General features: G+C 71.4%; 22 protein-coding genes. 10 read left to right on the top strand and 12 right to left on the bottom strand.

Annotated elements, in window-relative coordinates; all coding sequences use genetic code 11:
* Positions 1-32: 32 nt before the first annotated feature.
* Positions 33-842: a PepSY domain-containing protein gene (locus tag ACFO0C_RS32805; RefSeq protein WP_378070622.1), complete on the top strand. Its 810-nt coding sequence runs from the start codon at positions 33-35 to the stop codon at positions 840-842.
* A gap of 783 nt (positions 843-1625) precedes the next feature.
* On the opposite strand, the gene ACFO0C_RS32800 is transcribed toward ACFO0C_RS32805, so the two are convergent.
* Complete coding sequence (locus ACFO0C_RS32800) at positions 1626-2912, bottom strand: ATP-binding protein (RefSeq protein ID WP_378070621.1); 1287 nt, start codon at positions 2910-2912, stop codon at positions 1626-1628.
* On the bottom strand, positions 2909-3595 hold the full coding sequence (locus ACFO0C_RS32795) for a response regulator transcription factor (RefSeq protein WP_378070620.1): 687 nt from the start codon (positions 3593-3595) through the stop codon (positions 2909-2911). Before ACFO0C_RS32795 ends, ACFO0C_RS32800 begins: the two co-directional genes overlap by 4 nt.
* Before the next feature lie 101 nt (positions 3596-3696).
* Here ACFO0C_RS32795 and ACFO0C_RS32790 point away from each other — a divergent pair, with 101 nt between their 5' ends.
* On the top strand, positions 3697-4158 hold the full coding sequence (locus ACFO0C_RS32790; RefSeq protein WP_378070619.1) for a hypothetical protein: 462 nt from the start codon (positions 3697-3699) through the stop codon (positions 4156-4158).
* On the opposite strand, the gene ACFO0C_RS32785 is transcribed toward ACFO0C_RS32790, so the two are convergent.
* Positions 4159-5160 (bottom strand): hypothetical protein, encoded by a 1002-nt coding sequence (locus ACFO0C_RS32785; protein ID WP_378070618.1) that lies wholly within the window; start codon positions 5158-5160, stop codon positions 4159-4161. It lies immediately after the preceding gene.
* Positions 5157-5633, bottom strand: coding sequence for a sigma-70 family RNA polymerase sigma factor (locus ACFO0C_RS32780; protein WP_378070617.1), 477 nt, complete (start codon positions 5631-5633; stop codon positions 5157-5159). The genes ACFO0C_RS32785 and ACFO0C_RS32780 overlap by 4 nt, the downstream gene beginning before the upstream one ends.
* 49 nt (positions 5634-5682) lie before the next feature.
* Here ACFO0C_RS32780 and ACFO0C_RS32775 point away from each other — a divergent pair, with 49 nt between their 5' ends.
* Both ACFO0C_RS32775 and ACFO0C_RS32770 read left to right on the top strand, forming a co-directional pair.
* A complete protein-coding gene (locus ACFO0C_RS32775; protein WP_378070616.1) occupies positions 5683-6288 on the top strand; it encodes an MBL fold metallo-hydrolase in 606 nt (201 codons plus the stop codon).
* 51 nt (positions 6289-6339) lie between these two features.
* A complete protein-coding gene (locus tag ACFO0C_RS32770; protein ID WP_378070615.1) occupies positions 6340-8514 on the top strand; it encodes a hypothetical protein in 2175 nt (724 codons plus the stop codon).
* A gap of 13 nt (positions 8515-8527) precedes the next feature.
* On the opposite strand, the gene ACFO0C_RS32765 is transcribed toward ACFO0C_RS32770, so the two are convergent.
* Complete coding sequence (locus ACFO0C_RS32765) at positions 8528-9823, bottom strand: serine hydrolase domain-containing protein (protein WP_378070767.1); 1296 nt, start codon at positions 9821-9823, stop codon at positions 8528-8530.
* Positions 9824-9976: 153 nt separating this feature from the next.
* Here ACFO0C_RS32765 and ACFO0C_RS32760 point away from each other — a divergent pair, with 153 nt between their 5' ends.
* The 4 genes from ACFO0C_RS32760 to ACFO0C_RS32745 all read left to right on the top strand — a co-directional run bounded on the left by ACFO0C_RS32760 (position 9977) and on the right by ACFO0C_RS32745 (position 13656).
* Positions 9977-10432: a hypothetical protein gene (locus tag ACFO0C_RS32760; RefSeq protein WP_378070614.1), complete on the top strand. Its 456-nt coding sequence runs from the start codon at positions 9977-9979 to the stop codon at positions 10430-10432.
* A gap of 13 nt (positions 10433-10445) precedes the next feature.
* The gene (locus tag ACFO0C_RS32755) at positions 10446-10724 is read left to right on the top strand and encodes a hypothetical protein (protein WP_378070613.1); all 279 of its coding nucleotides are present in this window, start codon (positions 10446-10448) and stop codon (positions 10722-10724) included.
* 86 nt (positions 10725-10810) lie between these two features.
* Positions 10811-12736 carry a S8 family serine peptidase gene (locus ACFO0C_RS32750; protein ID WP_378070612.1) on the top strand — a complete coding sequence of 642 codons (1926 nt, stop codon included), beginning with the start codon at positions 10811-10813 and terminating at the stop codon, positions 12734-12736.
* Positions 12737-13002: 266 nt separating this feature from the next.
* Entirely contained in the window at positions 13003-13656 is a 654-nt protein-coding gene (locus tag ACFO0C_RS32745; protein WP_378070611.1) for a DUF3159 domain-containing protein, read from the top strand.
* A gap of 9 nt (positions 13657-13665) precedes the next feature.
* Here the strand turns inward: ACFO0C_RS32745 and ACFO0C_RS32740 are convergent, their stop codons facing one another.
* Entirely contained in the window at positions 13666-14259 is a 594-nt protein-coding gene (locus tag ACFO0C_RS32740; RefSeq protein WP_378070610.1) for a hypothetical protein, read from the bottom strand.
* Positions 14256-14777 (bottom strand): RNA polymerase sigma factor, encoded by a 522-nt coding sequence (locus ACFO0C_RS32735; protein ID WP_378070609.1) that lies wholly within the window; start codon positions 14775-14777, stop codon positions 14256-14258. The genes ACFO0C_RS32740 and ACFO0C_RS32735 overlap by 4 nt, the downstream gene beginning before the upstream one ends.
* Positions 14778-14895: 118 nt before the next feature.
* Here ACFO0C_RS32735 and ACFO0C_RS32730 point away from each other — a divergent pair, with 118 nt between their 5' ends.
* Positions 14896-17061, top strand: a complete 2166-nt coding sequence (locus ACFO0C_RS32730) for a molybdopterin oxidoreductase family protein (RefSeq protein ID WP_378070608.1) — start codon at positions 14896-14898, stop codon at positions 17059-17061.
* A gap of 1064 nt (positions 17062-18125) precedes the next feature.
* The gene (locus ACFO0C_RS32725; protein WP_378070607.1) at positions 18126-18785 is read left to right on the top strand and encodes an HAD family hydrolase; all 660 of its coding nucleotides are present in this window, start codon (positions 18126-18128) and stop codon (positions 18783-18785) included.
* 177 nt (positions 18786-18962) lie between these two features.
* Here ACFO0C_RS32725 and ACFO0C_RS32720 read toward each other — a convergent pair whose 3' ends face one another.
* The 5 genes from ACFO0C_RS32720 to ACFO0C_RS32700 are packed head-to-tail and all read right to left on the bottom strand — an operon-like array spanning position 18963 to position 24410.
* Positions 18963-19556: a response regulator transcription factor gene (locus ACFO0C_RS32720; RefSeq protein WP_378070606.1), complete on the bottom strand. Its 594-nt coding sequence runs from the start codon at positions 19554-19556 to the stop codon at positions 18963-18965.
* Positions 19553-20704: a sensor histidine kinase gene (locus tag ACFO0C_RS32715; protein ID WP_378070605.1), complete on the bottom strand. Its 1152-nt coding sequence runs from the start codon at positions 20702-20704 to the stop codon at positions 19553-19555. The genes ACFO0C_RS32720 and ACFO0C_RS32715 overlap by 4 nt, the downstream gene beginning before the upstream one ends.
* Before the next feature lie 16 nt (positions 20705-20720).
* Complete coding sequence (locus ACFO0C_RS32710; RefSeq protein WP_378070604.1) at positions 20721-21458, bottom strand: ABC transporter permease; 738 nt, start codon at positions 21456-21458, stop codon at positions 20721-20723.
* Positions 21455-22387: an ABC transporter ATP-binding protein gene (locus ACFO0C_RS32705; RefSeq protein WP_378070603.1), complete on the bottom strand. Its 933-nt coding sequence runs from the start codon at positions 22385-22387 to the stop codon at positions 21455-21457. Before ACFO0C_RS32705 ends, ACFO0C_RS32710 begins: the two co-directional genes overlap by 4 nt.
* Before the next feature lie 52 nt (positions 22388-22439).
* Complete coding sequence (locus tag ACFO0C_RS32700) at positions 22440-24410, bottom strand: hybrid sensor histidine kinase/response regulator (protein WP_378070602.1); 1971 nt, start codon at positions 24408-24410, stop codon at positions 22440-22442.
* Positions 24411-24432 lie beyond the last annotated feature (22 nt).

The following is a 24432-nucleotide window of genomic DNA, read 5'->3' as shown; positions in this document are numbered from 1 at the left end:
CCGGATGGAAGGAAGACCCGAGGGGGAGAACGATGAAGGTCAAGAAGAACGTCGCCGCGGTGATGCTGACGGCCGGTCTGCTGGCGGCGCTGGGCTTCGGCGGTGCGGCGCTCGCCGACAACGGTGCCGACGACAGCCGGCCGCGGGTGACGGCTTCCGAGAGCCCGTCCGCCGACCCCAGCCCGTCCGCGAGCTTTGACGACTCCACCGGTTTCGACGACTCGGGTAGCCCGTCGGCCGGCCCCGACGACTCGGGCAGCCCGTCGGCCGGCCCCGACGACTCGGCGAGCCCGTCGGCGTCGAGCAGTTCTGCTACCGGCGGTGCGGCGGTCACCGCAGCGCAGGCCAAGGCGATCGCGGTCCGTGCGGCCGGCGGCGGCCGCGTCGAGTCGATCGAACGCGAGACCGAACACGGCCGGCTCGTCTGGGACGTCGACGTGATCGTCGGCGGCGTCGAGCACGACATCGACGTCGATGCCGCCACCGGCGAGATCACCCGCCACCGCACCGACGGCGACCGTGGGCGGGGCCGCGGCAGTGACGACAAGGCCGGCGACGACCGTGGCCGCGGTCGCGGTAGCGACGACAAGGCCGGCGACGACCGTGGCCGGGGCCGTAGCAGCGACGACAGCAGCGCCCGCAAGAACGACGACAAGGGTGGTGCCCACAAGAACGATGACAAGGGCGGCACCCGCAAGGGCGGCGACGACAAGGGAAGCGAGGACCGGGGTCGTGGCCGCGGCGGCGACGACAAGGGCGGCGACGACCGCGGTCGTGGCAGTGACGACAAGGGTGGCGACGACAAGGGCGGCGATCGTGGCCGCGGTGGCGACGACGACTGATCCAGCCGATCCGATCCCGGCCCCGCACATACGGGGCCGGGATTTCCCGTTGACGAGGGCGGTGTCGTGTCAGGACCTCCACGGAGACCGTGCCGCGGACGCCGGAGTCGACATGGCGCAGGAAATTCCGGTAATCCTCGGGCAGCCGCACCCCGTCCCGCCGTTCGGCGCCGGCGCTCTCGTCACTGTGAGTGCTCCGGCGACGAGACCCACACGGCTCCGTGCCAGATCTTGACCGGCGGACCACCGTTTCCGGTGGTAAACCGGGCAAGATCGGTCGGATGGGCCGCTAACCGGTAGCCGTCGGTGAACGCCGCACCGGCGGCGTCATCGCCGAAGCCGGCTCATCTGAAGATGCCCACACTTCTGGGGACGCCGGGCCGCCGGGACGCCGGGAGGGCGGGACGCCGAGACGCCGGGAGGGCGGGAGGCCGGGACGCCGGGAGGGCGGGATGCCGGGAGGGCGGGACGCCGAGGGCGCCGCGATGCCAAAAGGGCGGGACGCCGAGGCCGCCGGGACGCCAGGAGGGCGGGAGGCCGGGACGCCGGGAGGGCGGGACGCCGGGACGCCGGGAGGGCGGGAGGGCGGGAGGGCGGGACGCCGAGGGCGCCGGGATGGCGAGGGCGCCGGGATGGCGAGGGCGCCGGGAGCGCCGAACGCCGAGGGCGCGGGAACGGCGGGACGATGGAGCGCGGTGAGGGCGCGGGGATGGCGGGTGCGGGCGGTTCGGCGGCATGGGGGCCCGCGCGCGTGGTTGAAGGGGCCGTGCCCGACTGGATTGGTCAGGGGGACGGTTCTTGCGTACCGGGGAGGTCGAGCCGGATGACCGCGCCTCCAGGACCCGGTGGGCTTATCGTGAAGGAGCTTGCGATCTTCCGGGCGATGTCGAGGCCGAGCCCGGTGGACCCGCCGCCCGAGGTGCCGCGGTGGGCGACGTCGCCGGAGGGTGACTCCGAGTGCGCGGCGGGGAAACCGGGACCGTCGTCGGCCACCGTGAGGGTCGCGCCGCCGCCCGGATGAGCGGCGAGGGTGACCGCCAGTGCCGTCCCGTCGGGTGTGTGGGCGAAAACGTTGCCGAGCAGCGCGTCCAGCGCCGCCGCCAGGTCGTCGGCGGCGACCGCGACCCGGGCCGGGCCGGCGGGTAGCTCCTGGTGGAGGGGGCGGCCGGTGTCTTCGGCCAGCACCGACCAGAACGCTACCCGCGCGGCCACGACCACCGTCGCGTCGCAGCCGGCGGTGTCCGGGGTGGGGTCGGCTCGCCGGGTCTGCTGGATGACCGCGGTGACCGCCCGGGCCAGCTGGTCGGCGGCGGCCGCGACCCGGGCCGACTCGTCGGGGTCGCGGAGGGACTCGGCTTCCAGGCGCAGCGCGGTGAGCGGGGTGCGCAGGCGGTGGGAGAGGTCGGCTACGCGTTCGCGTTCGGCGGCCAGCAGGTCCTGGATGCGGGACGCCAGGTGGTTGAGGGCTCCGGCGACCTCGCGTAGTTCCGGTGGGCCGGACGGGTCGGCTCGGGCGGTCAGTTCGGCGCCGGCCAGGCGGTGGGAGACGGCGGAGAGTTCGCTGATCGGGCGGGTGATGGTGCGGGCCAGTCGGTCGGCGACGAACAGGCCGAGCAGGACCAGGGTGAAGCCGAGGGCGGCGAGCGTGGCCCAGGCCCTCGTGACGCCGCGGGTCAGCTCGGCCTCGGTGACCAGGGTCCGGATCACGGTGGCACCGCCGGTGCCGACGACCGGGACGACCAGTTCCTGGCCGGCGCCGGTGGTGACGGTCAGTGCGCCGTGCTGGGCGGCGGCCAGGCGGACCGCCGGTGTCGCTTCCGCCGGTGTGCCGAGGATGCCGCCGTCGGGCAGGAAGACGGTCACCGGTACGGTCTGCGCCTCAACGGTCAGCCGCAGCGCCGTGGTGTCACCGGTCGCGGCCAGCGGGACGATCGACTGGACCACGTCGTCGGCCCGGCCCAGTGCCCGGTCCTGGGCGACCTGCCGGACCAGCACCGCCAGCGGCACCAGGAACGCCAGCAGCACGAGCACCGTCGTCGCCGCGACCAGCAGCGTGAGCCGGGCCCTCACGCCGGCCCGCTCAGTTTGACGCCGACGCCGCGGACCGTGTGCAGATAGCGTGGGTCCTGTGCGGTCTCGCCCAGTTTGCGGCGCAGCCAGGACAGGTGCACGTCGACGGTCTTGTCGGCCCCGCCGTAGGGAACCTGCCACACCTCGCTGAGTAGTTCCCGTTTCGTCACGACCTGGCCGGCCCGTAGCGCCAGATGGTGCAGCAGGTCGAACTCGCGCGGCGTCAGCTCGACCACCGCCCCGTCCAGGGTGACGGTTCGGGCCGCCTGGTCGATGCGCAGGCCGCCCACCTCCAGCACCGGGGTGCTCTCGGGGCCGCCGGTGCCGCCGCGGCGCAGTACCGCCCGGATCCGCGCGTCGAGCTGGGCGGCGGTGAACGGTTTCACCACGTAGTCGTCGGCGCCCGCGTCGAGGAGCCGGACCATCTCGGTCTCGTCGTCGCGGGCGGTCGCCACGATCACCGGGATGCGGCTGACGGCACGGAGCATGCGCAGCAGCTCGCGTCCGTCGAGGTCGGGCAGGCCCAGGTCGAGCACGATCAGGTCGGGCCGTTCGGCGAGGGCGGTCTGCAGGCCCTCCATCGCCGCGGCGGCCGCCGCCACGGCGTGCCCGCGTTCCCGCAGCGCACGCAGCAGGGTGGTGCGGATCGCCGGATCGTCCTCGATGAGCAGGAGTCTCGCCACGGCTGCACGGTAGCCCCTCGGTTCGGTGGAAAAGTCCTTCTTAACCTTCCCTTAGTGGTGTCCGGTGCCCGGCTTATCGTCGTCCGGCGGATAGTGACCGGGTGCGACTCATCGACCGGCTGGGCCGGCTTCCCCTGGTCATCGTTCTCGGCTGGATCGTTGCGGCGTTCCTTGCGGTGATGGTCGGCGTGGTCGGGGTGGGCCTGGTCGGGTCGGGGCTGCTGACGTCCCGGCAGGGTGAGGCGATCACCGAGGACGAGGTGCGGCAGGCTTTGGAGGAGACGTCGCCGCCACCGCCGGCGACGCCGTCCAAGGAGGCGGACCCGTCCGAGGCGGCGGGCCCGGCGCCGGACACGGTCAGATCCTTCCCGACCGGCGGCGGGACCGTGGTCGCCGACTGCGAGCGGATCATCTCGATGTCCCCGGCGCAGGGGTTCGAGGTGCACGAGCAGGACGACGACGAGGGCGAGTTCCGGGCGGTCCGGGGGCGTGACCGGCTGAAGGTCGAGCTGACCGGATGCGACCAGGGACTGCCGCGGCTGCGGGTCAGGAACGACGACTGATCAGGTCGCGGGCAACCATGAGGTGTCCGGTTCCGGGCCGAGGACGATCTCGTTCATGATCCTGATGAGTTCGGCGCGGCTCACCTCGTACCCCATGCCGATCTTGACCCGGAGAATGCGGCTGCCGGCGAACTCGACCTTGGCGAATGCTGAGAAACCCTGACAATCGCTCACCGAAGCCGGTAGGTCGGGGCAACCGACGCCGGAGTCGCCGAGGTGCACGAAGCCGGGCAGGCCGCGCATGGTCGCCGGGGTGCCCTTGGACGTGGAGATCTCCCAGAGCAGTTCGGCCTCGATCGCGGTGCGAGCCTCCGGTGACCCACCCACCCGGAGGGTCTCGCGCCAGTGCTCGGAGGTGCCGCTGAGCTCGGCGCTGACCGGGCCGCCGAATCGTTCCGGGAGCCAGCCGAACGACAGCGACACCGCGGCGACCGCGCCGGGGTCCGGCACGATCGAGGCCGCGATCCGCCGGGTCGTCTCGCCGGTCGGGTCGAGGCGCGGCACCGAGACGCCGGCCATCAGCCCGTCGCCGACCTCGACCCACACCTTGCCCGGTCCGGTGACGACCCAGGCCCGGCGACCGCCCAGGACGGCCGGCTGGAACCCGGCCGGGTCGAACCGCGACCGGGAGGTCAGGAACAGCAGGATCCGGTCGTCGCCGCGCTGCCAGGTACGGGTCTGCGACTCCGGGCCGGTGCCGGAGCGGCTGACCTCGGCGAACCCGTCCGGCAGCCAGGTGGGCCGGTAGTTGACCGGCAGTATGGCCGACGGCGACGGCGACGGGGCGGGGGTCACGGCCGGTGGCTGCGGGGTGTGCGGCCGGGGCCACAGCGCCGCCGCGCCGGCCACCCCGGTGACCGCCGCGGCCGACGCCACCAGCAGTCCACGGCGTTGCCGGTGGGCCCGGGCCCGCGCCTCGATCCCGGCGGCCACCGGTGCCGGATCGTGCGCCCGGCCGGCGATCGCCGACAGCGCGTCGCGCAGCATGTCCTCGTCCCTCATCGAACCTCAGCCTCCAACCGGAGCTTGGCCAGGGCGGTCGACGCCTGTGCCCGGACCGTCGAGGCCCGGCTCCCCATCAACTCGGCGATCTCGTCGAACGTGTGCCCCTCGAAGTAGCGCAGCACGATCACCGCGCGCTGCCGGGCCGGCAGCGCCGCCACCCGGCGGACCAGCTCGTCGCGCTCCTGTCGTTCGGTGAGCGGGTCGACGGCGGCGGCCCGGGTGTCGAGCTGCTCGTGGGACATCGGGACGACCCGGCCCCACCGGCGTCTCAGGGACAGGAACTCGTTGAGGACCATGCGTTTCACGTACGCCTCGGGCTGGTCCATCGCGGCGATCCGCCGCCACCGGGAGGAGACCCGGACCATCACCTCGCCGACGATGTCGTCGGCTTGATGCGGGTCACAGGTCAGCACGGTCGCGTAGCGCAACAGCGCTGCCAGCCGCGCTCCCGCGAACTCCTCGAACCCCATGCCCCTGTAACGCTCCCGCTTCCCGAAGTGCTTAGCGGACAATCGAAGAATGCTGCGTGTGGATCACGGTGTCGTCTCCGGCACCTTCAGCCTGGACGGTCAGACCTTCGACGTCGACAACAACATCTGGGTGGTCGGCGACGACGAGGAATGTGTGGTGATCGACGCCCCGCACGATGTGGACGCGATCCTCGAGGTGGTCGGCGATCGGCGTCTGGTGGCGATCGTCTGCACCCATGCCCACGACGACCACGTCCGGGTGGCTCCCGAGTTGCGGGAGCGTACCGGTGCGCCGATCCTGCTGCATCCGGCCGAGTGGCCGTTGTGGGAGCTGACCCACGGGCGGGACGTGTGGTGGAACATCGATCTCGCCGACGGCGCCCGCATCGAGGTGGCCGGTTCGGTGCTGGAGGTGCTGCACACACCGGGTCACGCGCCCGGCGCCGTCTGCCTCTACTCGGCCGACCTGGGCGAGGTCTTCACCGGTGACACCCTGTTCAACGGCGGTCCGGGCGCGACCGGCCGCTCCTACTCCGACGCCGATCTGATCGTCGACTCGATCCGCAAGCGGCTGTTCGCGCTGCCGGCGGCGACGGTGGTCCACACCGGCCACGGTGACGACACGACGATCGAGGCGGAGGCCTCCCGCCTGTAGTCGACGGCCCGCCCTACCATCGGCAGCACCTGCCGACGGAGAGGGGTGTCGATGTCCGACCGGGGTCGTCTGCTGCGTTCCCTGTTGACCGCCGACGTACTTCTCCGGGTGGCCGCGGTCGTGCTGGCCGCGGCCATCGTGGTCCGTTCGCTGCTCGCCGGCGCCGCCGGGTTCTGGTCGATCGTGCTGGTCCTGGCGTCGGCGGCGGTTCTGTGGGGGCTGTTGAGGCTGGCCACCCGGGTGCGGTCGGCACTGTCCGGGGCGGCCGCCGAGGCGCCGAGCCTGCCGTCGTTCATCGCCGACCGTCCCCGGTCCCGGCTGGCCGCGATCCTCGCCCTGCTGGTGCTGATCGTGCATGCCGGGATCACCGGATACGTCGGTGTCTGGACCATCCTGGTGACCGTCGCGCTCGCCGCGATCGCCACCCTGCTCAGCCCCAACCTGCGGCTGGTCCTGGTGCTCGGCACCACGGCCGTCGTCTTCGCCGCCGCGACCGTCTTCGTTGCCACCTTCTTCCAGGGCAGCACCGAGGCCCGGGCGCTGGCCGTGTCGCTGGCCGCGGTGATCCTGCCGGTGCTGGTCTCCGACAAGCTGGTCGGCCTGTTCAAGCAGCCCGCCCTGACCATCACGCATCAGGCGGTGCTGGCGGTGCTGACGCTGTTGCTCGGTTTCCTCGGCTGGACCCGGGCGGACTGGCTGCCCGGTGTCATGCACAACTGCTACACGCTGCCGACGTCGACCGGCATCACCGTGCTGCGCGCGACCGCCGACGGCACCCGCTGTTACGGCCTGCTCGACACCGCCGACGCCGGGGTGTTCGCGGCCACCGCGTTCGGCCGCGACCCCGTCACCACCAGACTGGAACGCCGCATCCTCGACAACAACAAGCCGCTCGCCGATGGTGACCTGACCGTCGTCTGGCTGGGCGCGCTCTCCTGCGATCCGCCGCCCGGCGGCGGGACCGGCTGTGCGGACGGGCGTGACTACCCGTCCGAGCGGGACCAGCTGCGGGCGATGCTCTTCGCGCAGAAGCACATCGAGGACACCACCGAGCACCAGCTGCACGTGGTGATCGCCGACGCCACCCAGGACGTCCGGCACGCCGCCGACATCGCCAAGATGATCATCGAGCAGCGGGACGCCCTCGGCCCGCGTCTGGTGGTGATCGGTGGTGGGGACAGCCGCGACACCACCCAGAGCGCGATCAACAGCCTGCTCGACGCCGGGATCCCGTTCATCGCCCCGAACCTGCTGGCCGACTTCGGCGCGCCCGGCCGCCCGTTCGTCGACCGCGCCGGCTATCTCCAGCTGGCGCCGCCCAACCTCACCTACGCGACCGACACCGCGGTCCGGCTCGCCGACGAGTTCCCCGACGGCTACCGGCTCGACGTCTATCAGCACCCCAACGCCACCGACCTCTACACGACGTCGCTGGTCAACGACCTGCTCGCCGCGGTCGCACCGAACGACAAGGCGAGCGCCCGGCACGTCGCCGCCCTGGACCGGATCGACGAGTCGATCTGCGAGGGCGCCGAGGGCCCGCCGGCGGTCATCTACTTCGCCGACCGGTGGACCCGTTTCGCCGACTTCGTCCAGCGGATCAAGGAGGTGTGCGGCCACCGCCTCCCGCGCCTGGTCATCGCCGACAGCTCGGTCAGCCGGTTCATGGCCAACTACCAGATGCGGGCGGTGAGCATGGCGCACTGGCCGGTCGACTACTACGTCGGCGGTCCGGGGTGCTCGGCGCTCACCGACTCGTCATTGCGGGTGCTCACCGGTCAGATCCAGCACTTCCACGAACTGTTCGGGATGACCGCCGGCGAGAGCTTCACCTGCGCCGACCGGGCTCCCGAGGCCGCCGCGAGCGGCGAACTGCGCGACGCCTGCACTCTCGACGCCGCCGCCAAGATGACCAGCCAGCCCTGCCACCCCAACGACCTGGGCGGGTTCCTGCTGCCCGCCTGGGACGCGGTCATCCTCGCCGACGCGCTCCTGCCGTTCGCCGACAGCGACGACCGGCCCGCCCCCGCCGAGTACCTGGCCGGTCTGAAGATCGCCGGGCTGCCGCTCTCCACGAAGGATTCGGTGGCCACGATCGAGGCGGGGCGGCTGGTCACCGCGACCGTCCCGGTGCTGCTCTGGCACGTGGACCCGCTCAACGACCCGGCCCGCGTCTGGGAGCGGCCCAGCCCCACCCTGCTGCTTCCGCACGAGAAGAACCCCTAGGCGGGGGTACGGGTCAGAGGTGCGCGGCGATCGTGTCGGCGACGGCGACGCGCATCGGGTCGGGGTCGGCCCACGACCAGTTGGGATGTGCCCGGTTCGTGAGCAGGGCCAGCACCAGCCGGTGACCGGGGTGCACGAGCAACGACGTGCCGGTGAAACCGGTGTGCCCGAACGACGCCGCCGACGACAGCCGGCCCATGAACCACGGCTGGCCCAGCGTGACACCCAGCCCGTGGGCGGAGGGCCGGCCGGGCCGGTCGGGGTCGACGGCGGGCAGGCCACGGTTCTGATTCGTGAGCATCTCCGTGACGATCCCCGCGGACAGCAGCCGTCTGCCGTGCAGGACACCGCCGTTGCGGAGGAGTTCACCGACGAGCGCGACCTCGTAGGCGGTCCCGAAGATCCCGGCACTGCCGATGACACCACCCATCCGGGCGGCGACGTCGTCGTGGACCACGCCGCGGAGCAGCCCGCGTGAGCTGCGGGCGTCGGTGGCGGCGATCCGCGCCTTGCCGGGCAGCCACTTCAGCGGGTTGAACCCGGTCGACGTGAGACCGAGCGGCGTGACGATGCCCGCTTTCAGTGCCGCGTCCAGGGACTTCCCGGTCACCTTCTCGACGATCTGGGCGGCGACCATCAGCCCGACGCTCGAGTACCGGTAGCTACCGCCGGGTTGGACGCCCTTGATCAGCGGGGTGCCGAGCACGGCGGCCCGCTTCGCGGCCAGGGTCGGCCGGCCTTTCACGTTCGCTCCGACGGGCAGGGCGGCGGTGTGAGTGAGCAGCATGCGTACGGTGACCGCGCTCTTGCCCGCCCCGGTGAATCCGGGCAGATACCGGACCACGGGCGCGTCCAGGTCGACGAGACCGCGGTCGACCTGTTGGAGCAGCAGGATCGACGTGTAGATCTTCGTCAGGGACGCCAGGTCGAAGACCGAGTCGGTGCGCATCGCCACCCGTCGCGCCACCGGCAGCTGGACCGGCCCGGCCTTGTAACGCAGCGCGTGCCCGACGGCGACACTCGCGGTGACCCGTCCGTCGACCAGGACGACGGCGGCCGCCCCGGCGTAGACGGGATGCTTCGGGTTCGCCTTGGTCGGCTTGAGGTGACGGGTGAGCGTCGCCTTCAACGGGGCGAGGTAGGCGGCCTGCGTCTGGGCGACCGGTTCGATGTTCTCGATGCCTTCGAGAACCGGATCGACGACGGGACCGGGGTCGGGAGTCGGTGGGGAGGTGCAGCCGGCGGCGGAGGCGACGGCGGCGAGCCCGCCTCCGAGCAGGCTCCGGCGAGTCAACGACACGATCGACATCATGCCTGACGGCGCGTTCAGTGTCCTCGCCCGACGGGGCGGCCGCAGGGTTTCCCGAACTCCCATGACGCTCCGAATTGTTTCGATTACGTTGCGTTTCGGCACGCGGACGGGTCATCGGGGATCCGCCCGCAGACCGAGGGGAGAACAACCATGAGCACGGCTACGTACGCGCCGACCAATCCGGCGACCGCGTTCAGCGATCCGATGCGCTCCGGCTTCGGCGGACAGTTCCTCGGCGCGGCGTACGGCCCGGGCCTCGGGCTCGACCCGCAGCTGATGGGGCAGTTCGGGCAGCAGTACGGCCAGCAGTTCGGCCAGCACCCGCAATACGGCCAGCAGCAGTACGGCCAGCTCCACCAGCAGCACCACCTGCAGCAGGCCATCGCCCAGCACGTGCAGCAGGCCATCGCCCAGCAGGTCCAGCAGGTCCAGATTCAGCAGGCGATCGCCCAGCAGATTCAGCAGCAGCAGATCCAGCAGGCGATCGCCCAGCAGATCCAGCAGCAGCAGATCCAGCAGGCGATGGCCCGGCACTGGCAGCAGGGTCACCCCGGCGCCATGTACGGCGGGTTCGGCTCGCCGTACGGCCAGCAGATGTGGAACTGACCCGGAGCCGGCCGTGACCTACATCAGCACGATGCCGTTCGGGCCTTTCGTGGCGGAACCTCCCGTCGAGGCGATGCGGCAACCGGCGGCCGCGAGCATTCAGCGGTGCTACCGCTGGCTGGAGGCGGCCTCACCGGTCCTGCCGCAGGTCGCGGCCCTGGCGCCGGGCCTGGTCACGGCCGTTCAGCAGTACGCGGCGCAGCAGTACGCGGCCAGCCTGCACCAGTCGGCCGCGGTGCTCCAGACGGTGCAGCATCTGCGCGCCACCGTCCCGGGCCTGCCCGCTCTGTAACACCTCTCTGTGGCCTGCAGAGAACCACCGCGGCCGGATCCGTCCCATCGGATCCGGCCGCACCCCGAACCGAATCGGAGCATCCGATGACCGACCACAACTCCGCCGTCCCGGTCGGCTCGCGGCGCGAGCGCTACCTGGTGGCGCCGCTCGGCGCCCCGCCCGAGGCCGGCCGCCTCCTCGACCGGCTGGGCGAGGACACCGCCACGACCGTGCACCGGGTCGTCACCACCGCACCGAGCTTCGCCGTCGTGGAGATGGACGCCGACCGGGCCGCCATGCTCACCGCGTCCGGTGCCGCGCACGTCGAGCCGGATCTGCAATTGAGCTACGCCGGCCCGATGCCCGACCCCTCGGTGATGCCGCCCGGGGAGGTCGCCCGCGTCTCGTTCCTGGTCACCGGCAGCGACGGGCGTCCGCTGTCCGGCGCCGAGGTCTACCTGATGAACGAGACCTACCTGCTGCGCGGGGTGACGGGCCAGGACGGCACCGTGCAGATCGACACGCCGGCCGGTGTGCTGCACGCCCTCGACGGGGTGCACGTCAAACCCCGGCAGGACTACTGGGCGGTGTGGCTGGGCCGTCCCGCCCTGACCGCCGACGCACCCAACCTGGTGACCTGCCCGTCGTTCGCCGAGACGTTCCCGGGTTTCCCGCAGCGGCCGCTGGACGGCTGGGCCCGCCGGGCCATGCGGTTCGACGCCCTGCCGCCGACGTTCCGCGGTGACGGGGTGCGGATTGCGATCGTCGACTCCGGCGCCTCCGGCGAGCATCCCGACCTGGCCGGGCGGGTCGCCGGTGACCGCGACCGATGGGAGGACCCGGTCGGCCACGGCACCCACGTCGCCGGGATCATCGGCGGCGCGGACGACGGGCACGGCATCGTCGGTGTCGTCCCCGAGGCGATCCTGCACTCGTGCCGGATCATGCCCGACGGCCGGTTCAGCGATCTGATCGAGGCGATCGACCACTGCATCGCCGAACGCATCGACGTGATCAATATCAGTCTCGGCAACGCGCAGGCGTCGCCGCTGGTGGCCCGCAAGATCGAGGAGGCCCGGCAGGCCGGCATCGCCTGCGTGGCGGCCGCCGGCAGCACCGGCGGCCCGGTCCTGTTCCCGGCGTCGCTGCCGTCGGTGCTGGCGGTCGCGGCGATCGGCCGGCTCGGCGACTATCCGCCGGAGAGCTATCACGCGACACGGGTGTACGGGGTACCGACCGTCGACGGATACTTCTCCGCCTCGTTCACCTGCCACGGGCCTGAGGTCGACGTGTGCGCGCCGGGTGTCGCGATCGTGTCGTCGGTGCCCACGTCCGGGTATGCGGCCTGGGACGGCACGTCGTTCGCCGCGCCGTACGTGACCGGGCTGGCGGCGCTGCTGCTGGCCCACCACCCGGACTTCCGGGGCCGGTTCGCGGGCCGGGACAGCGCCCGGGTGGACCGGCTGTTCGAACTGATCAAGGGCAGTTGCCGGCCGCTGGCGCTGGGCGATCCCACCCGCGGCGGTGCCGGCCTGCCGGACGCGGTGGTGGCGCTCGGCCTGGTCCCGCCGGTGACGACGAGTCCGCCCGCGCACCCGATCCTGGCCGAACTCTGGACCATGATGGCCCAGTCCGGCCTGATCCCGGTCAGTGTCCCCACCGTCGGCCATCCCCACTTCGCGGCGATGGGCGCGCCGATGGGGGCGCCGATGGGAGGTCATACGGGCGTGCCGATGGGAGGCCATCCGGGGGCGCCGATGGGAGGTCATGCGGGCGTGCCGATGGGAGGCCACTCGGGCGCACCGATGGGAGGTCATATGGGCGCACCGTTCGGAGGTCACCCGGGCCTGATCGGGGCCAACGTGGGCGCATCAATGGGGTATCACGGGCATGTCGATGGAGCTGAACCGAGCAGGGACGGCGATCAGAATCGGCCGAGCCGGATCACGCTGACAGCGCCGGCCGGTGAGCCGCTCGACCCGTTGCGGGCCGCCATGCGCTCAGCCGGGCTGCTGCCCAAGAACCGCTGAACCCACCCGCCGGCCGTCGCTCACGACGGTTTCGCGTCTCGCGAAACCTGCCTGGGCGACGGGCGGCGAAGTAACGGTGACCGCCGGACACAGCCCGGCGGTCGCGTTTCGGTGCCGGGCCGGGCCGGCCTCGCGGCCGACTTCGAGCGGGTTCGCGTAGCCGTACCGGGAATGAAGGAAGTAAGGGTGAGAGAAACGCCCACCTGACGTCGACGGCGCCGGAGGCGCGGGTTAGGCTGCCCTAACCTCTTCAGGGGCGGGTGGACATGGCGCAACCGGAAACGCTGGCGGAGTTGCTGAACGGGCGGCGGGCCGCGGTGGACGCGTCGTTGCCCGCAGTCGGGTTCGTGGCCGGCTGGCTGGCCTTCGGTGATTCGATCTGGGCCGGCGCGATCACCGCGGTGATCGTCGCGATCGGGCTGTCGCTCTGGCGGTTGCGTAAAGGCGACAAGCCGCGCGCTGTTCTGATCGGGCTGCTCGTGGTGTGCGTCGCCGCGCTGATCGCTCTCTACACCGGCAAGGCGGAGGATTTCTTCCTGATCCAGTTGCTCAGCAACGCGGCCAGCGTGCTCGTCTGGGCCATCAGCATCGTCGTCCGCTGGCCGCTGCTCGGCATCGTGGTCGGCACCGTGCTCGGGCAGCGGACCCGGTGGCGGCGTGACCCCGCGTTGCTCAGGGCGTATTCGCGGGGCAGCTGGGTGTGGGTCACGCAGTACGTGATCCGGGTGGCCGTTTTCCTGCCGCTCTATCAGGCCGGATATCTGGCGGCGCTGGGCACCGCGCGGGTCCTGCTGTCCGGGCCGCTGGTCGCGGCGTGCCTGGCGGTGAGCTGGTGGGTGATCCGCCGCAACCTGCCGGCGGACCACCCGGGCCTGCGTCATCCGGTCGTCGACGAGCCGGTTCAGAAGGCCGCTTCGTGAGGCTCGGCCTCAGAAGGCCGCTTCGTACAGTTCCTTGAGCCCGATCGAGTCGGCCTCGCCGCTGTAACCGCAGATCATCACGTTGTTGTCGGCGGCCGACACCAGGTAGGCCTTGCCCATCTCGAACTTTCCGCTGCCGAGCATCGTCTCGGAGATCTCACCCTGCTGGGCGACCTCGACCCGGCCGACCACATCGCCCCGGAACATGCGGGACACCGCGAGGGTGACGCGACCGTTCTCGATCTTCTGCACGGTGCCCTCGAAGGCGAAGTCGGCGGACTCCGCGAGGCGGGCGGCCTCCGGCTCGCGGCACTTGGCCTGCACGCCGGTGGTGAACAGGACGACGGACCCGGCGGTGGGTTCAGACGTCGTCATGATCGGGACGGCCAGCGGGACCGGTGGCGTCTCCGGCCTGGTCATCGCCCACGCGGCTCCGCCGGCGATCAGGACCAGCGCGGCGGCAACGGGCAGCGCCCACGTTTTCGTGCGGCGGGACATGGCTTCCTCCACGAGATGCGCGACCTGGGTGGGGGACGCCGGTTCCAGCGACGCGGCCGGGTCGGCACGCCTCAGCAGTGCACGCAGATCGTCGTCGTCGGTCACGGCCGGCTCCCCTCTGTCGACTCCTCATGTCCGGAAGAGGTCATGGTCTTTCGCAGTTTCTCCTTGGCCCGGTGGAGCCGGATCGACGCCGCGTTCGCGGTGATCCCGAGGGCCACGGCGATCTCGGCCGCTGCCAGGTCCTCCCATGCCCACAGCCGCAGGATCTCGGCGTCCTCCGGCCGCAGCCGGCGCAGCGCCGCACCCAGGTCGTCGTCGTCCGGGGCCGGCCCGTCGACGGTCTGCGGCGGCGGGTCGAGCCGGGAGATCCGGGTGACCAGGCGGAACTGGCGTCGCTGCCCGCGTTCGGCGTTCGCCAGGCAGAGGCGGGCCACCCCGTACGCCCACGGCAGGTGCTCGGCGGGTATCTCGTCGAACCGCCGCCAGCAGATCAGCAACGTCTCGGAGAGCACGTCGTCGGCGGTCGCCGGGTCGGTGCGCCGGGCCAGATAGCGTCGGACGGCGTCGATCACCGCCGGCGCCAGGGTCTCGAACCGCGCCCGGCGCGAGTCCACGTTCACGAGGTCCACCCTGACTCATGTCCGGCAGCGGGGACGTTCTTTCACCGCCCCGCCCGGGGGTGTTTTTTCACGGCCAGTGCAACGATACTGACCGGTAACCCAGCGTCGGGAGAGAGCCATGCGGACCGCGTACCGGACATGCCCGTTCTGTGAGGCCGCCTGCGGCCTCGAACTGACCGTCGACGGCGACCGGGTGACCGCCGCCCGCGGCGACCGCGAGCACGTCTTCAGTCACGGCTTCATCTGCCCCAAAGGGGCGACGTTCGCGCAGCTCACCCACGATCCCGACCGGTTGCGGCAGCCGCTGGTCCACGGCCGCGAGGCCACCTGGGACGAGGCCTTCGACGCGGTCCGGGCAGGCCTGCGCCCGATCCTTGAGCGGTACGGGCCGAACGCGCTCGCCGTCTACCTGGGCAACCCCAACGCGCACACCATGTCGGGCGGGCTCTACGTCACCCCGCTGCTGCGTGCCCTCGGCAGCCGCAACGTCTACTCGGCGAGCACCGTCGACCAGATGCCGAAACACGTGTCGTGCGGCTACCTGTTCGGCAACCCGCTGATCATTCCGGTGCCGGACGTGGACCGGACCGACTTCATGCTGATCCTCGGTGCCAACCCGTGGGAGTCCAACGGCAGCCTCGCCACCGCCGCCGACTTCCCCGGCCGGCTCAAGGCGCTGCAAGCCCGCGGCGGTCGCTTCGTGGTCGTCGACCCGCGCCGTACGGTGACCGCCTCACACGCCGACGAGCACCTGTTCATCCGGCCCGGCGCCGACGCGTACCTGCTGTTCGGCATCGTGCACACGCTGTTCGCGGAGAACCTGGTCGACCTGGGCGACATCGCCGGGCACGTCAGCGGGATCTCCGCGGTGAAGGACCTCGCCGCCGGCTTCGCTCCGGAGGCCGTCACCGATGCCTGCGGGATCCCCGCCGACCGGATCCGCGGCCTGGCCCGGGAGCTGGCCGCCGCACCCACCGCCGCCGTCTACGGCCGGATCGGCACGTGCACCGTCGAGTTCGGCACCATCGCCAGCTGGCTCGTCGACGTGATCAACATCCTGACCGGCAACCTGGACCGGCCCGGTGGCGTCATGTTCCCGCTCGCCCCGCACCTCACCGACCAGGCACGGCGCGGCAAGGGGTTCCGGACCGGGCGCTGGCACAGCCGGGTTCGCGGGCTGCCCGAGGTGAAAGGCGAACTCCCGGTCGCCACCCTCGCCGACGAGATCGAGACCCCCGGCGACGAACAGGTCCGTGCGCTGCTCACGATCGCCGGCAATCCGGTCCTGTCCACCCCCAACAGTGGCCGACTCGACCGGGCCGTCGACGGACTCGACTTCATGGTCAGCGTCGACCCCTACCTGAACGAGACCACCCGGCACGCCGACGTGATCCTGCCGCCGGCCGATCCCAGCCGCAAAGGCCACTACGACTTCTCGTTCCTGGCCCTGTCGGTGCGCAACTTCGCGGCGTACTCCCCGCCGGTCCTCCCGCCCGACCCGGCCGTCCCCGACGAGTGCGACATCCTCGCCCGGCTCACCCTGATGATCTCCGGGCAGCCCGACACCGACCCGGCCCCGCTCCACGACCTCCTGCTCCAGCAGGCGCTGCAGAACGTGCCCGCCGAACTCCACGACCGGGTCACCGGCGACCACCCGTCCGAGCGGCTCCTCGACGTGGCGCTGCGCTCCGGCGCCTACGGTGATCGCTTCGGCGCCCAACCTGACGGGCTCAACCTGCGCAAACTCGTCGACAACCCGCACGGCATCGACCTCGGCCCGCTGCGCCCGCGGATCCCCACGGTGCTACGCACGCCGTCCGGAACCGTCGAACTCGTCGTACCCGCTCTCGTCGAGGAGACCGCCCGCCTGCACGCCGCCCTGACCCGCCGCCACGACGGCCTCGTCCTCGTCGGGCGCCGCCACCTGCGCTCCAACAACAGCTGGATGCACAACGTGCCGGCCCTCATCAAAGGCCGCGACCGGTGCACGCTGCAGGTCAGCCCGGCCGACGCCGACCGGCTGTCCCTCACCCACGGCGAACCCGCCCAGGTCACCTCGCGCGCCGGGACCGTCACCGTGCCCGTCGAGATCACCGACCGCGTCATGCCCGGCGTCGTCAGCCTCCCGCACGGATGGGGCCACGACGCACCCGGTACGCGGCTGTCCGTCGCCGCCACCAGCCCCGGGGTCAACTCCAACATCCTCACCGACGAACTGGTCATCGACCCGCTCTCCGGCAACAGTGTCCTCAACGGCATCCCCGTCGAACTGAAACCCGCCTGAAACCCCGGCCCCCCTCCACTCGGTCCGAGAGCCGCCCTCACCCGCTCGTCCCGCACAAATCCATCCAGACAGCCATCTATCGACGCCCTCGCCACCCTTCCCCCAGGTCGCAAACCGCCGTTCCCACCGTTCCCCCAGGTCGCAACCGCCGTTCCCACCGTCCCCCCAGGTCGCAACCGCCGTTCCCACCCTTCCCCCAGGTCGCAACCGCCGTTCCCGCCGTTCCCACCGTTCGCGCCGTTCGCGCGCCGCCGTTGTTCGCCCGTTTCCGTTGCCCGCGCCCTGCTGTTCTTCGTCTGTTTTCGTTGCCTTCGCGCTGCTGTTCTTCGCCCGTTTTCGTTGCCCGCCCGCCCTCGCCGTTCGTGCGTCCCCACTGGTCGCCCGCCCGCACCGCCCGCTTGTGCATGGTTGTCGGGAGTGTTGCTGTCGTTCGCGGGCCCGGTTCGGGTGTTGACCTTGGCTGGCTGTTACCGCTGTTTCAACTGCCCTGAGACGTCGCCCACGACCCGCCGACCAAGATCAATCGTCGCAGTGCTGCCCCTGGGTGCAGTGCAGCCCCGGGTTGTTGTCCGTCGGGGCGGTGGGTGCGCCCGTGTTCGGTTTGGGTGGGGGCGTCGCCCGTCTGGGGGCGGTGTGCGCGCCCGTTGGTCGGTCGGGTGTGGTTGTTGGCTGTGGGGGCGGTGTGCGCGCCCGTTGGTCGGTCGGGTGTGGTTGTTGGCTGTGGGGGCGGTGTGCGCGCCCGTTGGTCGGTCGGGTGTGGTTGTTGGCTGTGGGGGGCGGTGGGTGCGCCCGTGTTCGGTTTGGGTGGGGGCGTCGCCCGTCTGGGGGCGGTGTGCGCGCCCGTTGGTCGGTCGGGTGTGGTTGTTGGCTGCGGGGGCGGTGGGTGCGCCCGTGTTCGGTTTGGGTGGGGGCGTCACCCGTCTGGGGGCGGTGTCTGCTCCCATTGGCCGGGTGGGTGTGGTTGTTGGCGGTGGGGGTCCGAGGGCTGGATGGGTGTCGGTGACGTGGGTGCGGGAAGTAGTCGCTTCGATACGGGTGGTGGGTTCGGCGCTTAAGCTGTCGGCATGATCCGAGCGGTGATCTTCGATGTCGGTGAGTGCCTTGTGGACGAGACGCGGATCTTCGGGGAGTGGGCGGACTGGATCGGGGTGCCGCGGCACACGTTCTCGGCGGTGTTCGGGGCGGTGATTGCGGCCGGGCTTGATCATCGGCGGGCGTTTCAGCTGGTGCGGCCCGGGTTCGATGTCGAGGCGGAGCGGGTGAAGCGGGCGGCGGCGGGGCGGGCCGAGGGGTTCGGCGAGGGTGACCTCTATTCGGATGTGCGGCCCGCGTTGACTGCTCTGCGTGCGGCCGGCCTGTGGCTGGGGATCGCCGGGAACCAGCCTGTCCGGGCCGGCGGTGACCTGCGGGCGCTGGACCTGCCGGTGGACATGATCGGGACCTCCGAAGACTGGGGCGTGTCGAAACCTGACATCGCGTTCTTCCATGCGGTCGGGCGGCGGGTGCCGTTCTGCCCGGAGGAGACGCTCTACGTCGGTGACCGTCTGGAGAACGACGTGCTTCCCGCGGCTGCGGCCGGCTTCCGGACCGCACTGATCCGGCGAGGTCCGTGGGCCTACATCCACCAGGACGATCCGCGTGTGGAACTGGAGACCGACATGCGGATCGACACCCTGACCGACCTACCGGGCCGGATCGAGGCCTTCAATGCCACGGCGCACTGATGGTGGCGCGGCGCACTGATGGTGGCGCGGCGCACTGATGGTGGGGCGGCGCACTGATGGTGGTGAGTGGGCAGCAAGCCCGGCGGGCGCGCTGGGGCCTTGAGCCGGGGGGACGTCGCGGGGGAGCCACGGGCGGTGTGGGGCGCGGTTGGGGGCGGCCGACGGCGTACCGGAAGGTCAGATCCATCCCATGCGCTGGGCCTGGTGGATCGCGGTCAGCCGGTTGGGGGCGCCGAGTTTGGTGATCGCGTTGGAAAGGTAGTTGCGGACGGTGCCCTCGGTGAGGTGCAGGCGGGCCGCGATGTCGGCGACCGAGGCTCCGGAGGCGGCCAGGGCGAGGGTGTCGCGTTCGCGGTCGGTGAGGGGGCTTTCGCCGGCCATCATGGCGGAGGCGGCGAGTTCCGGGTCGAGGTAGCGGCCGCCGGCGTGGATGCGGCGGATGGCTTCGGCCAGTTCGGCGCTGGAGGCGTCCTTCGGGATGAAGCCGCGGACGCCGGCGGCGATGGCGCGGCGCAGGTAGCCGGGCCGGGCGAACGTGCTGAGGATGAGCATGGCGCGGCCGGGGAGGCGTTCGGCGACGCTGAGGCCGTCGAGGCCGGGCATCTCGATGTCGAGGACGATCACGTCGGGGTCGTGGGCGGTGACGGCGGGGAGCACCTCGTCGCCGCGGCCGCACTGGGCGACGACCGTCAGGTCGGCCTCGAACTCCAGCATCATGGCCAGCGCCTCCCGGATGAGGTGCTGGTCGTCGGCGAGCAGGACGCGGATCATGCGGCGACCCCGGTTGGCGCTGTGGCACGGACCAGGAAACGGCCGTCGCCGGTGGGCTGGGCGGTGAGGGTACCGCCGACGGCGGCGAGGCGTTCGGCGAGGCCGGCCAGGCCGGTGCCGCCCTGATCGACGGCGGCACCGGCACCGTCGTTGACCACTTCGAGGACCGCTGACCCGTCGGTGGCGAGCAGGGTGACCGTGCACCAGCTGGCCGAGCTGTGCCGCAGGATGTTCGTGGCGCTCTCCCGGACCACCCAGGCGAACGGCCCGGCCGCTTCCGGGTCGACGGCGGTCTCCGGCAGGTCGACCTTGCAGCGGATGCCGTCTGCCTCCAGGATGGCCTGCACGCTGGCGATCTCGGAGGCCAGGTCGAGGATCCGGTAGCCGCGGACCGCCGACCGGATCTGCCGCAGGCTGTCCTGGGCGAGCGCGCGGACCTCGGCCATCTGGTCGGCGGCCCGGCCGGTGTCGATGGCGGTGAGTTTGCCGGCGAGTTCGCTCTTCACGGCGATCACCGACAGGCTGTGGCCGACCAGGTCGTGCAGGTCGCGGGCGAACCGCAGCCGTTCCTCGGTGACGGCGAGCCGGGCCTCGGCGTCCTTGCTGTGGTGGGCCTGTTCGGCGAGGTCGAGGATCCAGATCCACAGCTTGTTCGCCCACGGCAGGGTCAGGCACATCACGCCGTAGATGACCGCGTAGGCACCGATCGGCAGGACCTGCGGGCCCGGGTTGACGATGCCGATGACGACACCGGTGGCGGCCGTGCCGAGTGCCAGCAGGACTGTCATGAGCCGGCTGGAACGGACGGTGACCAGACTGATCCACGCGATCGAGACCATGCCCCAGCCCGCCGGGTTGGCGTCCTGCACCAGGAGGACGGTCAGGACGGCAGCCCCGGAGATCACCGTGTCGATCCGGCTGCGGCGGGCCAGTCGCGGCCAGAACAGCGACACCGCCCGGAGCAGCCGGACCATCGACCAGGTGAGGACCAGCATCGCCGCGAGTGTGACGGTCAGCCGCGGTGCCGACAGCCGGTCCTCCATCGCGTACAGGCTGATCCCGGCCAGGGCGCCGAACCAGGCCAGGATCAGGCTGAAACCCAGACTCCACATGGTGATCCGCTGGGCCCGCTGGATCGCGCTGGTCATGTCGACACCCTAACTTTCAGCCGCGCCGCGGGTCCCAGCGGAAGAACCGCCGGGCCAGGACCGCCGCGACGGCCACCCACGCGGCCAGCAGTCCCAGCGACGACCAGGTGAAAGCGGCACCGTACCCGGCCCGGACCAGGTCGGCGATCGGCGTCAGCGGCAGGAATCCGGCGACCTGCTGGAGCCGGTCCGGGAAGACCTCGGCCGGCACGATCACGGGGGAGAGGATCAGACAGACGAGCATCACCGGTACGGTCGCCAGCTGCGCCAGTTCACCGGACGAGCTCAACCCGGAGATGGCCATCGACAGCAGCGCGAACACGGCCGCCCCACCGAGCGCCGCGATCAGTACGAGCAGCGGGTTGCCGGGCAGCCCGAAACCCATGATCACTGCCGTGATCGTGACGGCGAGGACCTGCAGCAGGTAGACAGCGGTGGCGCCGGCCGCGCTGCCGCCGAGGATCGCGGTCGCCGACGCCGGTCCGCCGAGCAGTCGTTTGAGGACCAGTTCCTCCCGGCGGCTGGTGTAGAAGCCGGCCAGGTTGACCAGCGGGGCGAACATCAGCAGCCCGGCGATCTGCCCGGTCAGGAGGAACTCGACGGCGTCGCGGTCGCCCTGCCCGGCGCTGAACACCAGGAACGCGGCGACACCGAGCGGCATGATGACGGCGTTGGTGAGGGCCGACCGGTTCCTGAAGATCATCGTCAGGTCGAGCCGGGCCAGCCGGTAGATGTGCGCGAGATCGGTCTTCACTGGTCCTCCACGATGCTCAGGAACACGTCTTCGAGGGAGGCGGGACGGACCGACAGCCGGTCCAGGGTGACGTTCCGCTGGGCGGTCCACGCCAGCAGCACCGCCATCGAACGGTGTGCGCGGCCGTCGGGGTCGCCGCCGGTCACCGTGTAGCGGGCGGCCGGGAACCCGTCGGCGACGGTGATCTCCGGGGCCCTGCCGTCGAGTGCGGGCAGCGTGTCGATCGGGGTGTGCGCGGGGACGCGGAAGGCGATCCGGTCACCGTGACCGGAGACCACCTCGGGTACGGTCCCGGCGATCCGGATCTCCCCCCGGTGCATGATCGCGATCCGGTCGGCGAGCCGCTCCGCCTCCTCCAGGTAGTGGGTGGTGAGCAGCACGGTCGTGCCACCGGCGACGAGTTCCTGGATCAGTTTCCAGGTGCCGATCCGGGCCTCCGGGTCCATGCCGGTGGTGGGCTCGTCGAGGAAGAGCACCTCGGGCCGCCCGACGATGGCGAGCGCCAGGTCGAGCCGGCGCTTCTGCCCGCCGGACAGCTGCCGGACGGCGACACCCGACCGGTCCGACAGGTCGACCTTCTTCAGGGCCTCGTCCTGGGAGATCGGGTTCGCGTGCAGGTCCCGCCAGAGGTCGACGGTCTCGGCGACGGTCAGATCACCGATCAGGCCGCTCTCCTGCAGCATGATGCCGACCCGGGGGCGCAGGGCCTTCCGGTTCCGGTACGGGTCGGCGTCCAGCAGGCGGACACTGCCCGACGCCGCCGGACGGAACCCCTCGAGGACCTCCATCGTGGTCGTCTTGCCCGCTCCGTTCGTGCCGAGCAGGGCGAACAGTTGCCCGCCGCCGACGCTGAAGTCGATGCCCCGGACTGCCTCGAAGTCCCCGTACCGCTGGCGGAGTCCATCCACTTCGATCGTCTGTGTGCTCATGCATTCATGGTTCGCGTTTTCCGGTGGCGGGGGCAGTCGCCGGAGTCAGCGATCATCCATGACAGATGTCATGTGCCATCGTGGTGAACACCTTGTGCAGCAGATCGCCGCTGGTGAACGGCTTCTCCAGGAACGCGATCCCCTCGTCGAGCACGTGCGTGGTGCCGAGCAGCCCGTTGCTGTATCCGGACATGAACAGCACCGGCAGGTCCGGCCGCTCCCGGCGGGTCAGCTCGGCCAGTTTCGGGCCGGTCATCTCCGGCATGATCACGTCGGTGAGCAGCAGGTCACAGCCGTGCTCCTGGAAGATCCGGAGCCCCTCGGCCCCGTTGCTCGCGGCCCGCACCCGGTAGCCGCCGTTACTCAGGATCCGCGTGATGATCCGGGCCAGCGCCTCCTCGTCCTCGACCACGAGCACCGTCCGGCCGTCACCCCGCGGCGGGCTGCCGGTGCGGCCCGACGGCGGCGTCACCCCGGACACCGACGAGATCGGCAGGTAGATCCGGAACGTGGTGCCCACCCCGAGCTCCGAGTAGACGTTGATGCTGCCGCCCGCCTCGGCGACGATGCCGTAGACGGTGGCCAGCCCCAGGCCCGTACCCCGGCCTCGTGGTTTGGTGGTGAAGAACGGCTCGAAGATCCGCGCCGCCGTCTCCGGGGACATGCCCTCACCGGTGTCGCTGACCAGCAGGCGTGCGTACGTGCCGGCCGGCAGCGGCGGCTGCATGTTGAGTTCCTCGCCGTCCAGCGCGGCGACGTTCGCCTCCAGGACCACGGTGCCGCCTTCCGGCATCGCGTCCCGCGCGTTGATCGCCAGGTTCAGCAGGATCTGATGCAGCTGGCCGGGGTCGGCGTGCACGCACAGCGGCTCCGGCGAGGGCACCGCGATCAGCGTGATGTGCTCGCCGATCGTGCGTTCCAGGACGGCGTGCACCTCGGCGACCGCCGCGTTCAGGTCGACGTCGCGCAACTGGATGGTGTCGCCGCGGGTGAACGTGAGCAGCTGCCGGGTCAGGCTGGTGGCCCGGTCCACGGCGGTCCGAACGTGCGCCAGGTCGGCCTGCACGTGCGGCAGCTCCCGGGTCTCGTCCGTCACGAAGTCCGTGTAGTTCGCGATGATCGCCAGGATGTTGTTGAAGTCGTGCGCCACCCCGCCGGCCAGGTTTCCCAGGCTCTCCATGCGTTTCGCCTGATCACTGCGTTCCTGCACGGCCCGCTGACGTGCGGCGGCCTCCTTCTCGGCGGACACGTCCCGGGCGATCACCGACACCCCGATCACCTCGCCGGCGGTGTCGGTGACCGGCGTGACGGTGAACGCCACGTCGACCGGGCGGCCGTCCTTGCGGATGCGCCGGCCCTCGTAGGAGAAGCTGCCCTCCCCGCCCCGCATCCGCGCCAGCATGTCCGCCTGCTGGCCCGCACCCGCCGCGTCGGCGAAGATCGTCGCCGGCCTGGCCAGCACCTCCGCCGCGGTCCAGCCGAAGATCCGCTCCGCGCCGCCGTTCCACGCGTTGATGATCCCGTCCGGGGTGAGCCCGATGATCGCGTCGGCACTGTCCTCCACGATCGTGGCCAGCGTCGCCTGATGCGCGTCGGCCAGGTCACGGGCCGCCCGCTCCCGCGCGTCCGCCTCGTCCAGTCGCCACTGACCCCACGGATCCACGTAGATCGCGCCCTTCTGGAGCAGGACGCCGTACCCGCGCCGCAGAGTCCAGTAGTAGACGCCGACCGCCGCCGTGCACGCGTCCCAGACCGCCGACGCCGACGACCAGCCCGGACCGGCGCCGTGCGCGTGCACCTGGTCCAGTGCCGCCAGCGTCCGCCACGCGATCACCGCGTGGAAGCCGTGCCCGACCGCGCAACTGCAGAAGATCATCGCGGTGGCGGTCGCCAGCTTGTTCGAACCCAGCTGCCCGGCCCGGTGCACGGGTACCACGATCGACACCATGATCGCCGCGTAGGCGACCATGATGATGAGGTTGGCCAGCAGGAACAGGTCCGGCACGTCATCACGATCGGACACCCGCAGGACAAACTGAGGGTTG

The sequence above is a fragment of the Actinoplanes subglobosus genome (assembly GCF_042650585.1).
GTDB lineage: Bacteria > Actinomycetota > Actinomycetes > Mycobacteriales > Micromonosporaceae > Actinoplanes > Actinoplanes subglobosus.
This window is presented reverse-complemented; position numbering and strand designations above follow the sequence as displayed.